Origin of the sequence: Stutzerimonas kunmingensis (assembly GCF_014764705.1) — a bacterium.
In the GTDB taxonomy this organism is placed as follows: domain Bacteria; phylum Pseudomonadota; class Gammaproteobacteria; order Pseudomonadales; family Pseudomonadaceae; genus Stutzerimonas.
The window spans coordinates 177,098-190,034 of record NZ_JACXXG010000005.1 but is presented as its reverse complement, the minus strand read 5'-3'; the positions used below and the strand labels follow the sequence as shown (position 1 = coordinate 190,034).

The 12,937-nt window shown below is 61.0% G+C and carries 17 protein-coding genes and 2 tRNA genes; 7 read left to right on the top strand and 12 right to left on the bottom strand.

Features of this window, described 5'->3' with window-relative positions; translation table 11 throughout:
* Positions 1-33: 33 nt before the first annotated feature.
* From IEG05_RS07105 to IEG05_RS07090, 4 genes are read right to left on the bottom strand one after another with little or no spacing between them, the layout of a single operon-like run.
* A complete protein-coding gene (locus IEG05_RS07105; protein WP_003299529.1) occupies positions 34-234 on the bottom strand; it encodes a YgaP family membrane protein in 201 nt (66 codons plus the stop codon).
* Positions 235-247: 13 nt separating this feature from the next.
* On the bottom strand, positions 248-667 hold the full coding sequence (locus tag IEG05_RS07100) for a YeeE/YedE family protein (protein ID WP_014820815.1): 420 nt from the start codon (positions 665-667) through the stop codon (positions 248-250).
* Positions 668-669: 2 nt separating this feature from the next.
* A complete protein-coding gene (locus IEG05_RS07095; protein ID WP_014820816.1) occupies positions 670-1,104 on the bottom strand; it encodes a YeeE/YedE family protein in 435 nt (144 codons plus the stop codon).
* The gene (locus tag IEG05_RS07090) at positions 1,101-1,418 is read right to left on the bottom strand and encodes an ArsR/SmtB family transcription factor (RefSeq protein WP_003299535.1); all 318 of its coding nucleotides are present in this window, start codon (positions 1,416-1,418) and stop codon (positions 1,101-1,103) included. Before IEG05_RS07090 ends, IEG05_RS07095 begins: the two co-directional genes overlap by 4 nt.
* A 183-nt stretch (positions 1,419-1,601) precedes the next feature.
* Here IEG05_RS07090 and IEG05_RS07085 point away from each other — a divergent pair, with 183 nt between their 5' ends.
* Positions 1,602-1,892: a metal-sensing transcriptional repressor gene (locus IEG05_RS07085; protein WP_014820817.1), complete on the top strand. Its 291-nt coding sequence runs from the start codon at positions 1,602-1,604 to the stop codon at positions 1,890-1,892.
* Between the two features lie 223 nt (positions 1,893-2,115).
* Here the strand turns inward: IEG05_RS07085 and IEG05_RS07080 are convergent.
* Positions 2,116-2,191 (bottom strand) — tRNA-Gly (locus IEG05_RS07080).
* Positions 2,192-2,208: 17 nt separating this feature from the next.
* Positions 2,209-2,284: transfer RNA gene (locus IEG05_RS07075), tRNA-Glu, on the bottom strand.
* Between the two features lie 217 nt (positions 2,285-2,501).
* Here IEG05_RS07075 and IEG05_RS07070 point away from each other — a divergent pair.
* Both IEG05_RS07070 and IEG05_RS07065 read left to right on the top strand, forming a co-directional pair.
* Complete coding sequence (locus tag IEG05_RS07070; protein WP_313486273.1) at positions 2,502-3,269, top strand: hypothetical protein; 768 nt, start codon at positions 2,502-2,504, stop codon at positions 3,267-3,269.
* A 36-nt stretch (positions 3,270-3,305) separates the two neighbouring features.
* Positions 3,306-3,983, top strand: a complete 678-nt coding sequence (locus IEG05_RS07065) for a glutathione S-transferase family protein (RefSeq protein ID WP_023445004.1) — start codon at positions 3,306-3,308, stop codon at positions 3,981-3,983.
* 63 nt (positions 3,984-4,046) lie between these two features.
* Here IEG05_RS07065 and IEG05_RS07060 read toward each other — a convergent pair whose 3' ends face one another.
* The 3 genes from IEG05_RS07060 to msrB all read right to left on the bottom strand — a co-directional run bounded on the left by IEG05_RS07060 (position 4,047) and on the right by msrB (position 5,933).
* Positions 4,047-4,937, bottom strand: a complete 891-nt coding sequence (locus tag IEG05_RS07060) for an ATP-binding protein (protein ID WP_191121799.1) — start codon at positions 4,935-4,937, stop codon at positions 4,047-4,049.
* Between the two features lie 88 nt (positions 4,938-5,025).
* Entirely contained in the window at positions 5,026-5,508 is a 483-nt protein-coding gene (locus tag IEG05_RS07055) for a glutathione peroxidase (RefSeq protein WP_191121798.1), read from the bottom strand.
* Between the two features lie 26 nt (positions 5,509-5,534).
* Positions 5,535-5,933 carry a peptide-methionine (R)-S-oxide reductase MsrB gene (gene msrB, locus IEG05_RS07050; protein ID WP_003299543.1) on the bottom strand — a complete coding sequence of 133 codons (399 nt, stop codon included), beginning with the start codon at positions 5,931-5,933 and terminating at the stop codon, positions 5,535-5,537.
* Positions 5,934-6,123: 190 nt separating this feature from the next.
* On the opposite strand from msrB, the gene IEG05_RS07045 reads away from it, so the two are divergent.
* The 4 genes from IEG05_RS07045 to IEG05_RS07030 all read left to right on the top strand — a co-directional run bounded on the left by IEG05_RS07045 (position 6,124) and on the right by IEG05_RS07030 (position 9,496).
* Entirely contained in the window at positions 6,124-7,335 is a 1,212-nt protein-coding gene (locus tag IEG05_RS07045) for a pyridoxal phosphate-dependent aminotransferase (protein WP_014820822.1), read from the top strand.
* Between the two features lie 3 nt (positions 7,336-7,338).
* Entirely contained in the window at positions 7,339-7,809 is a 471-nt protein-coding gene (locus IEG05_RS07040) for a hypothetical protein (protein ID WP_191121797.1), read from the top strand.
* Between the two features lie 88 nt (positions 7,810-7,897).
* Positions 7,898-8,770, top strand: coding sequence for a protease HtpX (gene htpX / locus IEG05_RS07035; protein ID WP_003299548.1), 873 nt, complete (start codon positions 7,898-7,900; stop codon positions 8,768-8,770).
* An 81-nt stretch (positions 8,771-8,851) separates the two neighbouring features.
* Positions 8,852-9,496 carry a DUF2959 domain-containing protein gene (locus IEG05_RS07030; protein WP_102832855.1) on the top strand — a complete coding sequence of 215 codons (645 nt, stop codon included), beginning with the start codon at positions 8,852-8,854 and terminating at the stop codon, positions 9,494-9,496.
* Positions 9,497-9,521: 25 nt separating this feature from the next.
* Here the strand turns inward: IEG05_RS07030 and IEG05_RS07025 are convergent, their stop codons facing one another.
* From IEG05_RS07025 to IEG05_RS07015, 3 genes are all read right to left on the bottom strand, one after another.
* Positions 9,522-10,181 carry a thiopurine S-methyltransferase gene (locus IEG05_RS07025; RefSeq protein WP_102832856.1) on the bottom strand — a complete coding sequence of 220 codons (660 nt, stop codon included), beginning with the start codon at positions 10,179-10,181 and terminating at the stop codon, positions 9,522-9,524.
* Positions 10,182-10,242: 61 nt separating this feature from the next.
* Complete coding sequence (locus IEG05_RS07020) at positions 10,243-11,631, bottom strand: sigma-54-dependent transcriptional regulator (RefSeq protein WP_102832857.1); 1,389 nt, start codon at positions 11,629-11,631, stop codon at positions 10,243-10,245.
* A 5-nt stretch (positions 11,632-11,636) separates the two neighbouring features.
* Positions 11,637-12,824 (bottom strand): sensor histidine kinase, encoded by a 1,188-nt coding sequence (locus IEG05_RS07015; RefSeq protein WP_045665532.1) that lies wholly within the window; start codon positions 12,822-12,824, stop codon positions 11,637-11,639.
* Positions 12,825-12,937 lie beyond the last annotated feature (113 nt).

Here is a 12,937-nt window from a genome sequence, read left to right as displayed (position 1 = left end):
GTCGGCCTTTTTGCTGTGGAGCTTCGCAGACTCTCAGGACTTGGAATCGCACGCCTTGCAAGTCTTGATACCGAGCAGCGTATAGGCTGGGCAGAAACGGAAGATGCCAGTCGCCAGCGGCAACAGACCGATCCAGCCCCAGGCACCGATCACGCCGCCCAGGCTCAGACCGATAAGCACCAAGCCGACAACGATGCGCAGTGCCCGATCAATGGTTCCAACGTTGACTTTCATAAAGACCTCCCGGTCAGCAAGCGCGCCGGCGTTCCAGCGCGGAGAACAACAGCATTCCGCCAAGCATGGCGAGAACGAAAAGCACGACCTGCCAGTGCCCGCCGAGCAGCATGGCGATGGCCGGGCCCGGACAGATGCCAGCGATTCCCCAGCCCACACCGAACAGCAGACTGCCACCGATCAGCCTGCCATCCAGCTCGCGCTTGGTTGGCAGCTGCATCGGCGCATCGAGCAAAGAGCGCTCGTGTTTCCTCGCCCAGGTGAAAGGCACCAGCGCCGTAGCGATGGCACCGACCATCACCAGCGCCAACGAGGGATCCCAGGCGCCCGCCAGATCAAGGAAACCGATGACCTTGGCCGGGTTGGCCATTCCGGAAAGCAGCAGCCCCAGCCCGAATAGCAGACCAGCAGCAAATGAAGTCAACTTGCGCATGCTCAGCCTCCCAACAGATGACGTAGTACATAGACCGTGGCGAAGCCGGCGACCATGAATGCCACGGTCGCCACGATGGAGCGCGGTGACAGTCGCGAGATCCCGCAGACCCCATGCCCACTGGTGCAACCGGAGCCGTAGCGAGTACCGACGCCGACCAACATCCCGGCCACCAGCAAACCGATCCAGCCGGACTGAAACTCCATCGCTGGCAGGGTGCCAAACAGCATCCAAAGGAGCGGCGCGAGCAGGATGCCGAGCAGAAACAACAGTTTTTCGCTTCGCCCCTCGCCCCCCGTTTCCAGCAGGCTGGCAAGCAGCCCGCTGATCCCGGCGATTCGGCCATTGAGCAGGACGAACAAGCTGGCCGCGGCACCGATGAGGACACCACCAGCCAATGCCGCCCAAGGTGTGAAGTTGATCCAGTCGATGGTCATTGCTTGCCCCCTTCGCAGAACAGCTGATAAAGCGTCGTGATCACCGCCAATGCTTCAGCGCTGCTGATCCGGTAGTAGACCTGCTTACCTTCGCGGCGCGTTGCAACAAGCCCCTCCCGGCGCAATACGGCGAGCTGCTGCGACAGCGTCGGCTGCTGAATGCCCAGCAGCTGTTCCAGCTCGGAGACGTTGCGCTCGCCCAGCGACAACTGGCAAAGCAGCAACAGGCGGTCAGGGTTGGCCAAAGCCTTCAGCAAAGCCCCCGCGGACGCCGCATTGGCGCGCAGTTGCTCGATATCCAGATCGGCAGTCATAGGTCAGCGATCAAACACTTAAGATGATGACAATATATTTTTTTATATATTGTTTGGCAAGCCCTGACCGAAAGAAGTTGGCCGCCAGCGGCGGCATCGCTAGCATGCCCCTACCCGTATATGAGCCGCGACCCTAATCGGAATCTTCGCAGGCTCTCCATCCAGTCATGTCGAGGTAGCCGCATGAATGACCAGACCCTCCCCGTGGAATCCGCAGAGATGCAGGCCCAGCAGCAGGCCATGCTGAAACGTTTAGCGAGAGTCGAGGGGCAGGTGCGCGGCATCCAGGCAATGATCAAGCGAGGCGAAGATTGCGAAGCCATCGCTCAACAGTTTTCCGCTGCTCGTAGCGCGCTGGACAAAGCCTACCGACTGATGCTGACCTGCCTGATCGAAGAGGCGCTGCACGACCAGACGCAAGATACAGGCGAGACCCTGGAACGGGTGCGCAGCATCTTCACCAAATACACCTGAGGGGACGCCCACCACCTTGAGCCTCCTCCGGCAGCCCGCCGCGCGATGCAGTAGGCTGGCCTGAGGTAGCGGACGGCGCCAGCGCATGGCAAGCCACGCAGGCGCTGGGCATAAAGATCAGCAAGAGCTGAGATCTGAAAGGGATCGACTGAAACGAAAAAAGCGACCCTGAGGTCGCTTTTTTCTTTCTTCGATCACCTTGAAAAGGTCACCGAAGAGAATTTGGAGCGGGAAACGAGACTCGAACTCGCGACCCCGACCTTGGCAAGGTCGTGCTCTACCAACTGAGCTATTCCCGCATTATCTACAGCAAAAATGGCGTCCCCTAGGGGACTCGAACCCCTGTTACCGCCGTGAAAGGGCGGTGTCCTAGGCCACTAGACGAAGGGGACGTTGCCCGGAAACCACAAGCTTCATTCCGGCCTGCAGCGCTCTGTTTGGTGCTTCACGCTGCAAGTGGCGCGCATTCTATGGAGGCCCTCGGGAGTCGTCAAGCATAGTTTTTAAAAAAATTTGAAGGCCATACCTGGGCAGCACGTAGAGCTATCGGCCACATCATCAAGCCACTACACTCAAGCGAAAAACCAGCGGCTCGAGAGGTGCAGTCAAGTGTCTCCATTAATGATCACTGCGTTGATCCTGGTCGGTGTGTTCCTGCTGGTCGGCATCGTCTACACCATTCAGATCGTCGAAAAAGGCAATCTGGAAAAGGCCCGTAAACGGGCTGACCTCACTGACCGCTGCCGCCGCTGCGCGGAGCTGTCCGACGGACTCCCGGGACAGATGATGACACCCGCGCTGAAGCTATTGCTGACCCGCCTCGAACTTGCGCTGAGCGAACGGCTGCGGCCGGTGGACAAGGGCAATGACAAACTGAGCGCGCGAATGCAGGCGCTGCAGGCCGAGCTGGCCAAGGGCGAAGCGATCGAGATGCGCAATGCTCCGCGGCAGATCGTGACGGAAGCACAGGCCAAGGAAAGTCGCTTCATGCTCGAGGATCTCCACGCCCAGATCGTTCGCGCCACCAAGGACGGCCTGATCGATCAGGCCGAAGCCAAACGCTGGGTGCAGGACATCCAACGCATGCTGGCTATCCTGCACATCGAGTTCTTCACCGGCTTGGGCAAACTTGCGCTGCAACAGAACCAGCCGCAACGCGCACGCCTGGCCTTCGAACGAGGCATTCAGCATATTCGCCGCCAGCCTGCACCGGCGCCTTATCAGAGCCAGCTCAAACAGCTGGAAGCCCTCCTCGCACATGCCGACGCTTTGGTGTTGAAGAACGAGGTGCCCAAGACAGACGAGCCCAACGAGCTCGCCGAAGGCATGAAGGCGTTCGATGACGAAGATCTCTGGAAGAAAAACAACGTCTATTGATAGCTCATCAGCCCTGATCTGCTACGGAGAAATCCCATGACCTTGACCGTGTATGGCGTTCCCCTCTCACCGTTCGTGCGCAAGGTGCGCCTGTGCCTCAGGCAAAAGGGGCTCGATTATCAGCTAGAGACGGTCATGCCCTTCACGCCTCCGCAATGGTACCTGGCCATCAATCCACTGGGACGCATCCCGGCGCTCAAGGACGGCGACTGCACCCTCGCTGACTCCAGCGTGATCTGCCAGTACCTCGAGGAGGCCTATCCCGATACGCCTGCCCTTTACGCTAGCAACGCGCAGGAACGCGGGCGGGTCCGCTGGCTGGAAAAGTACGCAGACTACGAGTTGGCACCTCTGGCCACCTTTACCGTTTTCCGCAACCGCATCCTTAAGCCGACCGCCGGTCAAGCCTGCAATGAAGAGGCAGTGCAGGCCGCGCTGAAGCAGAAGCTACCGCCGCATTTCGATTACCTTGAGCAGCAACTCGCCCAGCGGGAGTTCCTCGTCGGCAACCAACTGTCGATGGCGGACATCGCCGTCGCCTGCCAACTGATCAACATGGCGCACGGTGGCGAACAGCTCGACGCGCAGCGCTGGCCCGACCTCGCAGCACATCATGCACGCATGCTGGCATTGCCATCGGTCGCGGGCATCCTGCCGGACGAGCAGCGCATGAACGCCAAGCTCAAGGAAATGGGCAAGGCCGCTACCGCCTGAGTTCCGATCACGCCCGCTGTGAAGTCACGCAGCAGGCCGCCTTGACGACCTCAGCAAATACGTTCAGCCTCGCGCTTCGAGCAGACGCTTACCCACCCACTGCCGAGCGTACTGGTAGGCGCAGCGACCGTTGCGGTTGCCGCGCCCGGTTGCCCAACGAATCGCATCCTTCTCAAGGGCTTCGCTCCACGCCCAATCGAGGCTGGCCCGCCGCGCCAACGAATCGATCCAATGGCGTACCACACTGAGGTAGTGCTGCTGGGTGAAGGGGTAGAACGACAGCCACAAACCGAAGCGGTCGGACAACGCGATCTTGTCTTCCACCGCTTCGTTCGGGTGCAGTTCGCCGTCGACCATCTGCCAGTTCTCGTTGTCACTCTGACGTTCCGGGACCAGGTGCCGGCGATTAGACGTGGCGTACAACAGCACGTTCTCCGGCGCACGCTCCAGCGATCCATCCAGCACACTCTTGAGCACGCGATAGTCGCCCTCTCCCGCCTCGAACGAGAGGTCGTCACAGAACAGGACGAATGCCTGTCGTAACCCGGCCAACAGTTCGACAACGCGTGGCAGGTCCGCCAGATGGTCACGCTCGATTTCGATCAGACGCAGCCCATCCGCGGCGTATTCGGCCAGCAACGCGCGAATCAGCGACGACTTGCCGGTGCCACGGGCGCCCCACAACAGCACGTGGTTGGCCGGCAATCCATCGACGAACTGGCGCGTGTTGGCGGACAGCAGATCGCGCTGGCGATCAATGCCGATCAGATCGGCCAGACTCAGATCCAGACTGACTTCCAGCGGTGCCAGAAAGCCGCTGCGAGCATCACGCTGCCAGCGCGCCGCAAAGGTACGATCCCAATCGATGACCGGTGGCTTGGCAGGTAGCAGCGGCTCGATACGCGCCAGCAGTCCCTCGGCACGCTGCAGGAAGGCTTTCAACTCGACATCCATGATGACTCCAGAGACGAAAAGGCCCGGCTGGACCGGACCCGACAACAGGCAATCAGGCAGGCGAAACGCAACATCACTTAAGTAGCAGTCAAAGCAATGTTTCGATTTCCGCGGCCATTGCCTCCGGCGTGGTGCGAGAAGAAAAACGCCTCACCGCCCTACCCTGGTCAGAGATGAGAAACTTGGTGAAATTCCACTTGATCGCCTTGCTACCCAGCAGCCCAGGTGCGCGCTTTTTCAATTCAATGAAGAGCGGATGAGCATCCCCACCGTTCACCTCGACTTTGGCGAAAAGGGGAAAGGAAACGCCGAAGCGGCGTTCGCAGAATGCTGCGATTTCCAGCTCGCCGTCTGGCTCCTGCTTGCCGAACTGGTTACAGGGAAATCCGAGCACGATCAATCCGCGCTCGCCGTAACGCTGCCACAACGCTTCCAACCCCTTGTATTGCGGGGTAAAACCACACTGACTGGCCGTGTTGACCACCAGCAGCACCTTGGCATTGAAATCCGCGAGCCTCTTCTGCTCGCCCTCGATGGTGACGCAGGGAATGTCCAGCAAAGGGTCGTGCATGCGAGGCTCCTTGCAACCGACGATGCTCAGGCTTCGCGCGGTTTCAGGTTGAGAGAGGCGGAATTGATGCAGTAGCGCAACCCGGTCGGCTGCGGGCCGTCGGGAAAAACATGACCGAGGTGAGCATCGCAGCGTGCGCACCTGACCTCGATCCGGTGCATACCGTGACTGAAATCATCCAGGCTGGCGATAGCGGTATCACTGACCGGCTGAAAATAGCTGGGCCAGCCACAACCGGAATCGAACTTAGCATCCGCATCGAACAGTGGCGTGTCGCAGCAGGCGCAATGGTAGATGCCAGGTGTCTTCGTGTCGTTGTACTTACCCGTGAAGGGACGCTCGGTGGCGCCCAGCCGGCAGATCTGGAACTGCTCATCGGAGAGCTCCTCGCGCCAGACGTCGAGCGGTTTTTCCAGCTTGTCCATTGATACACTCCTCAGCTCAAAAAAGGCCGATCCGTACCTTTTCCGGTGGTCGGGGCGCACGTATCATGCGTCCCTCTTCGACGCCTAGTCTGGCAGCGGGGTTTCCGACTGCCAAGGCGCCCGGGTTCATGCCAAGCGCGGCCAGCCATTTCCGGAACTGGCGCGTTTTCACTTCGGGACACTCAGGATCATGCAGGTCAGCAAATCGAACAAGCTTGCCAATGTCTGTTACGACATCCGCGGGCCCGTGCTCAAGCACGCCAAACGCCTGGAAGAGGAAGGCCATCGCATCCTCAAGCTGAACATCGGCAACCCGGCGCCGTTCGGTTTCGAAGCACCGGAGGAAATCCTCCAGGACGTGATCCGCAACCTGCCCACTGCCCAGGGCTACAGCGACTCCAAAGGTCTGTTCAGCGCCCGCAAGGCGATCATGCAGTACTACCAGCAGAAGCAGGTTGAAGGCGTCGGCATCGAAGACATCTACCTCGGCAACGGTGTGTCCGAGCTGATCGTCATGTCCATGCAGGCATTGCTGAACAATGGCGATGAAGTGCTGATCCCTGCCCCGGATTACCCGCTGTGGACCGCTGCGGTGAGCCTGGCCGGCGGCAAGCCGGTGCACTACCTTTGCGACGAGCAGGCCAACTGGTGGCCGGACCTGGCCGATATCAAGGCCAAGATCACGTCTAACACCAAGGCGTTGGTGCTGATCAACCCGAACAACCCCACCGGCGCGGTCTACCCCAAGGAAGTGCTCGAAGGCATGGTCGAGCTTGCGCGCCAGCACAAGCTCGTTCTGTTCTCCGACGAAATCTACGACAAGATCCTCTACGACGACGCCGTACACATCTCCACCGCCTCGCTGGCGCCGGACGTGCTCTGCCTTACCTTCAACGGGCTGTCCAAATCCTACCGGGTTGCCGGCTTCCGTTCGGGCTGGGTGGCGATTTCCGGGCCGAAGCACAGGGCGCAGAGCTACATCGAAGGCTTGGATATACTCGCCAACATGCGCCTGTGCGCCAACGTACCGTCGCAGCATGCGATTCAGACTGCACTGGGCGGCTACCAGAGCATCAATGATCTGGTATTACCGCCGGGCCGCCTGCTAGAGCAGCGTAACCGTACCTGGGAGCTGCTCAACGACATCCCGGGCATCAGCTGCGTCAAACCCATGGGCGCGCTGTATGCGTTCCCGCGCATTGACCCTAAGATCTGCCCGATCCACAACGATGAGAAGTTCGTGCTTGACCTGCTGCTTTCCGAGAAGCTGCTGATCGTTCAAGGCACTGCATTCAACTGGCCATGGCCGGATCATTTTCGCGTGGTCACCCTGCCCCGCGTCGACGATCTGGAGCAGGCCATTGGCCGCATCGGCAACTTCCTCAAGACCTACCACCAGTAAGCGATGGATTTGCAGATCGACGATTTCTACAAGGACGCAGCGGGTGGCCTGCTGATGCTCTATCAGGCCTTCCCACGCAAGGTCTCACTGTATGTAGAAGATCTGATCGGCCGGGAAGAGCCGGATGAGTTCGGCCTTCCCTCCAAACGCCACCAGAGCTGCCTGGGTGCCCTGCTCTGGCTCGCCGAGGAGGGCTATCTGCGTTACGAGAGCACCATTCATTTCCAGGCGCTGGACCAGGCGGTGCTCACCGAAAAAGGCTTCGTGCGCCTGTCACGAGCGGTGCCTGGACAGATCGCCGACGACCTCAGCCTCCCTCCCAGCGTGCTGCGCATTCAGGCCAGCCTCGCCCATCAGCTTCGCGAGGCATTGAAGTGCGCGAACAGCGAGCGCATCGCTCAGTTGGCCCGATTGATGTTCGAAAGCCAGTCCGGCGCACCACTGCATCCCAGCCTCCATGGACAAGCGACATAGCTTGAAATAGTCGCCCGGTTGAATAGCTCAAGGGCGCACCTTATATAGCCTATCGTTCTTCAATTCCTACCCTGGAGTCTGCCGCAACATGATGCGCATTTTCTTGTTCCTGGCCACCAACCTTGCGGTACTGGTCATCGCCAGCATCACCCTGAAGCTGCTCGGGGTCGATCGCTATACCGGCCAGAACTACGGCAGCCTGCTGGTCTTCTGTGCGGTTTTCGGCTTCGCGGGCTCGCTCATTTCGCTGTTCATCTCCAAATGGATGGCGAAGATGAGTACGCGTACGGAAATCATCAGCCAGCCGCGCACCCGTCACGAGCAGTGGCTGCTGCAGACAGTCGAGCAACTGTCGCGCGACGCCGGCATCAAGATGCCCGAAGTCGGCATTTTCCCGGCCTACGAGGCCAACGCCTTTGCCACCGGCTGGAACCGCAACGACGCACTGGTGGCGGTCAGCCAGGGGCTGCTCGAGCGCTTCTCGCCGGATGAAGTGAAAGCGGTGCTTGCCCACGAGATCGGCCACGTGGCCAACGGCGACATGGTGACCCTGGCGCTGATCCAGGGTGTGGTAAACACCTTCGTCATGTTCTTCGCACGTATCTTCGGCAACTTCGTCGACAAGGCGATCCTGAAAAACGAGGACGGCCACGGCATCGGCTACTTCGTCGCGACGATCTTTGCCGAACTGGTACTGGGTCTGCTCGCCAGCATTATCGTCATGTGGTTCTCGCGCAAACGCGAGTACCGTGCCGACGAGGCCGGTGCCCAACTGGCCGGCACCAGCGCCATGATTGGCGCCCTGCAGCGCCTGCGTGCCGAACAGGGCATGCCGGTTCACATGCCCGACACGCTCAAGGCATTCGGCATCAACGGTTCGCTGAAGCATGGCCTCGCCGGGCTGTTCATGACCCACCCGCCGCTGGAAGACCGCATCGAAGCGCTCCGCCAGCGCGGCTAATTGCACTGAACGCAACAGGGGCGACGCAAGTCGCCCTTTTCTTTTGTCTATGCAGACTCAACCCGCATACAAGGAATCGCCATGCGTCGTTTCATATTCGCCTGCTTCGCACTGCTCGCGCTCGGCGGCTGTCAGAGCGCCTACTATTCAGCGATGGAGAAGGCCGGTATCCATAAGCGCGATATCCTGGTCGATCGTGTGGAGGAGTCGCGTGACGCGCAGCAGGAAGCCAAACAGCAGTTCAAGGATGCTTTGGAGCGCTATCGCAGCGTCGTCGAGGTCAAGGGCGGCGATCTGGAGAAGCGTTACGACGCACTCAATGAAGAGTACGAAGCCAGCGTAGCGAGTGCGCGTGACGTCCGCGCCCGCATCGAAGCGGTCGAAGACGTGGCCGACGCGCTGTTCAGGGAATGGGAAAGCGAACTCAAGCAATACAGCAACGCCAGCCTGAAAGCCGCCAGCGCCAAAGAACTCAACCGGACCCGCACCGAATACCGAACGCTGATCCAGCGGATGAAAGCGGCGGAGAAACGCATCGACCCGGTGCTCAGCGTTCTGCGCGATCAGGTGCTGTTTCTCAAGCACAACCTCAATGCTCGCGCGATAAGCGCCTTGCACGGGGAGTACCGCACGCTGCAGGGCAACGTCGACCAGCTGATGGCTGACATGCAGCGCGCCATCGACGAGGCCGACACGTTCATCCGCCGCTTACAGGCCGACGGCTGATCGCCGCAGCATTACAAGCGGCGGGTCAGACCCGCCGTTGCAGCCAATGGAAGTGCTCCTCGAGCCGCGTCAGACCGCGCTCGCGCATCCGCGGATTACGCTCCAGCACTTCCTTGGCTTCCAGCAGTTCCACGCTCCACTCAGCGGCGTACAGGTCGCGCACCTCACTCGTACCCACCGCGAAGGGCGGGCCTTCCATCTCTGCCTGGTCATAATCCAGCGTAACCAGAAGCTGCTGACAGCCGGCCGGGAGGATGCTCGACATCAGTGCCGCGTACCGCTGACGCATCGCGTGCGGCAATGCGATCAAGGCGGCGCGATCATAGACCGCCTGGCACCCGAGGACATCGGCCGCACTGAGCGCGAAAAAGTCGCCGCAACGGATCTCCAGGGTACCGGAGCGATAGACCTTGAACGGCCCACGCTGGGAAATTTCAGCTTCGAGCTGCTGCTCGGAGAAAAACGCGTCTACAGCCTTCTCACTCAGCTCCACCCCCACGACATTGAACCCTTGCTTGGCCAGCCAGGTCAGATCCAGACTCTTGCCGCACAACGGCACCAGCACCGTCGCACCATCAGGCAACGCCAGTCGCGGCCAGTGGCGACGCATGCCGGGATGAACATCGTCAAGGTGGAAACCAATCTCGTTGCGAGCCCAGCGCTCCTGCCAGAAGTCTTTGTGCACCTGGAAATCTCCATCATGAGGATGGCGGCAGCTTATCAGAGCGAGGTTGAAGGGAGCGCGCTCAGCCCGCGTAGAGCGATGCCTCGACATCCATCCCGGCGTCGCGCATCTGCGCCAGCTTGTAACGCAGGGTGCGCGCACTGATGCCCAGGCGATCAGCCGTCTCCTTGCGCCGTCCACGTTCGGCACGCAGGGTATCGATGATCAACTGGAACTCGCGGCGGCGCAGATCATCCCCCAGTCCGGAACAGCCCCCCGTCTCCCCTGCAGCGCCCTCGCACGGTTGTGCCGCGCTACTGGCGACAGGCAAGTTGGTGACACCGCCCACACCCGCTAGGCACAGATCTTGCGGCTGGATCATGCCGCTCTGCTGAAGAATCAACGCTCGCTGTATCGCGTTGTCCAGTTCGCGCACGTTGCCCGGCCACGCGTGCGCCACCAGGCAGCGCTGCGCCTCGGCCGAAAGCCGCGCAGGCGCCTGGCGCATCTTCCTGGCGTGGCTGACCAACAGGCGTTCGGCCAGCGGCAGAATATCGGCCGGGCGCTGCCTCAGCGGCGACCACGCCAGTGGGAAAACCGAAAGACGGTAATAGAGGTCCTCACGGAAGCGACCCGCCGCTACCTCGCCAGCGAGATCACGGTTGGTGGTGGCGAGCACACGAATATCCAGAGCGATAGGCTTCCGCCCACCGACCCGCTCGACCTCTCGCTCCTGCAGCACACGTAGCAGTTTCGCCTGCAACCCCAACGGCATCTCGGATATCTCGTCGAGCAGTAAAGTACCGCCGTCGGCCTGCTCGAACTTGCCAGGCTGACTGGCAATCGCGCCGGTGAAAGCGCCCTTCTCATGCCCGAACAGGGTTGCCTCGAGCATGTTGTCCGGAATGGCAGCGCAATTGATGGCGATAAATGGCTTGCAGTGCCTCGGTGACTGCTGGTGGATATAGCGCGCCAGCACCTCCTTGCCAGTGCCTGACTCACCGGAGATCAGTACGGTGGAGTCACTTTGCGCCACCCGCCGGGCAAGAGCCAGCAGCTGCTGGCTGGACGGCTCGAGCGCCACCGGCCCTTCTGCCTCGGTAGCAGCGATGCCGTTCACATGACGCCCCAAGAGCTCAAGCAATGTGCCTGGCTCGAACGGCTTGACCAGATAATCGACAGCGCCCTGGCGCATCGCATCCACCGCCCTCGTTACCGCGCCAAAGGCGGTCATCAGCAGCACGGGCACCTGCGGGTAGCGTTGCCTAACCAGCGAGAGCAGTTCGTGGCCGTCCATGCCGGGCATGTTCACGTCACTGATGACCAGGCCGAATGACTCTTCCTGCAGCGCACACAAGGCCGCTTCGGCGCAATCGACGGCACGGTAATCGTAGCCCCCAAGCTGCAGCGTGATGCCTAGGGCTTCGCGCAGGGCGTGATCGTCTTCGACGAGAAGTATCGTGGCGGCCATACAGGTCACTCCGGTTTGTGAGTGGCGGGAATCAGCGGCAGGCTCATCAGCGCACAGGTTCCGCGGCCTGGCCGCGAGCGCAACTGCAGGTCACCTTGATGGGCTCGGGCAACGGCCTTGGCCACTGCCAGACCCAGGCCGGTTCCCGTGGTTCGGGTGGTGAAAAACGGCTCGCCCAACCGACCCAGTGTTTCGGCGTCGATGCCTTTACCGCAGTCGCTTATGCAAACCCGCACCGTTTCGTCGCGGCGATACAGGTGGACCTTCAGACGCGGCGCCCCGACGCTGGCCTGTAACGCATTTTCGATGAGATTGAGCAATGCTCCGACCAACGTATCGCGATTGCACAACACCTCCACCCCCTGCACGTCACACTGCCAGCGCACGCTGGCGCCCTGAAGACGTGGCTCGCCGGCCGAACGCAGCGCCGACAACAGCGCAGCCGGACTCAGTCGGTCGTTCAGCGGCAGATCACCGCGGGCGAAGATCAGCATGTCACGGACCTGATGCTCCAGTTCGTGCAGACGAGCCTTGAGGCTACCGGCGAAGCGCTGCTGTTGCTGTTCGCTCAGGCCACCCTGCTCGAGGTGACTGGCATATAGCAACGCGGTGGACAGCGGAGTGCGAATCTGGTGGGCAAGCGAAGCCACCATGCGCCCTAGCGACGACAGCCGTTCATGGCGCGCCAGCTGATCCTGGAGTCGGCGGGTCTCGGTAAGGTCGGTGAGCAGCACCAGCTGACCAGGTTCCCCGGCAAGCGAGCGCGTAGCGATCGATAGGCGGCGACCATTGCGTAGCGATATCTCGTGCCCGTCGTCCCGCCGCGGCGCAAAACAGCGGCCAATCACCTCGCGCCAGGGGTGCCCCACGAGTGGCTCGCTCAACAGCTCAAGAGCAACCGGGTTCGCATCGCGCACCACACCCTGCCCATCGATCACGATGACGCCACCTGGCAGCAGGTCGAGAACGCTCTGCAATCGCTGCGCGAGACGCTCTTTCTCCTCCAGCTCCTGTCGTCGAAGCTCGCCGGCCTCGGCAAGTTGCCCCTTGAGCTCGGCGACGCGTACCTGCAACAGCTCCTCGGATTCACCAAGCTGTCCGGATACCTGACGAAAGAGCTCCAGTGATCGAGTCAGCGCCAGCACGTCTGGGGCATCGAATGAACTTTCGGATGGCTTGGTGACGGAATTCACGGGTCGCTTGCGCCTGTCAAAAGAAAGTCGGTTGACGGGGACCAGCAATCTTCGTGCCCGGCACTCAGCACGTCCCGCCATCGGCACGACCATGCCAAACGAAAAAAGCCACC

What these genes read in the sequence shown, in the direction of transcription:
- msrB (WP_003299543.1), bottom strand. Translation starts at nt 5,933, where the DNA reads ATGGACAAGCTGGAAAAACCGCTCGACGTCTGGCGCGAGGAGCTCTCC.
- IEG05_RS07085 (WP_014820817.1), top strand. Translation starts at nt 1,602, where the DNA reads ATGAATGACCAGACCCTCCCCGTGGAATCCGCAGAGATGCAGGCCCAG.
- htpX (WP_003299548.1), top strand. Translation starts at nt 7,898, where the DNA reads ATGATGCGCATTTTCTTGTTCCTGGCCACCAACCTTGCGGTACTGGTC.
- IEG05_RS07055 (WP_191121798.1), bottom strand. Translation starts at nt 5,508, where the DNA reads ATGCACGACCCTTTGCTGGACATTCCCTGCGTCACCATCGAGGGCGAG.
- IEG05_RS07040 (WP_191121797.1), top strand. Translation starts at nt 7,339, where the DNA reads ATGGATTTGCAGATCGACGATTTCTACAAGGACGCAGCGGGTGGCCTG.
- IEG05_RS07030 (WP_102832855.1), top strand. Translation starts at nt 8,852, where the DNA reads ATGCGTCGTTTCATATTCGCCTGCTTCGCACTGCTCGCGCTCGGCGGC.
- IEG05_RS07095 (WP_014820816.1), bottom strand. Translation starts at nt 1,104, where the DNA reads ATGACCATCGACTGGATCAACTTCACACCTTGGGCGGCATTGGCTGGT.
- IEG05_RS07060 (WP_191121799.1), bottom strand. Translation starts at nt 4,937, where the DNA reads ATGGATGTCGAGTTGAAAGCCTTCCTGCAGCGTGCCGAGGGACTGCTG.
- IEG05_RS07100 (WP_014820815.1), bottom strand. Translation starts at nt 667, where the DNA reads ATGCGCAAGTTGACTTCATTTGCTGCTGGTCTGCTATTCGGGCTGGGG.
- IEG05_RS07065 (WP_023445004.1), top strand. Translation starts at nt 3,306, where the DNA reads ATGACCTTGACCGTGTATGGCGTTCCCCTCTCACCGTTCGTGCGCAAG.
- IEG05_RS07020 (WP_102832857.1), bottom strand. Translation starts at nt 11,631, where the DNA reads ATGGCCGCCACGATACTTCTCGTCGAAGACGATCACGCCCTGCGCGAA.
- IEG05_RS07045 (WP_014820822.1), top strand. Translation starts at nt 6,124, where the DNA reads ATGCAGGTCAGCAAATCGAACAAGCTTGCCAATGTCTGTTACGACATC.
- IEG05_RS07105 (WP_003299529.1), bottom strand. Translation starts at nt 234, where the DNA reads ATGAAAGTCAACGTTGGAACCATTGATCGGGCACTGCGCATCGTTGTC.
- IEG05_RS07090 (WP_003299535.1), bottom strand. Translation starts at nt 1,418, where the DNA reads ATGACTGCCGATCTGGATATCGAGCAACTGCGCGCCAATGCGGCGTCC.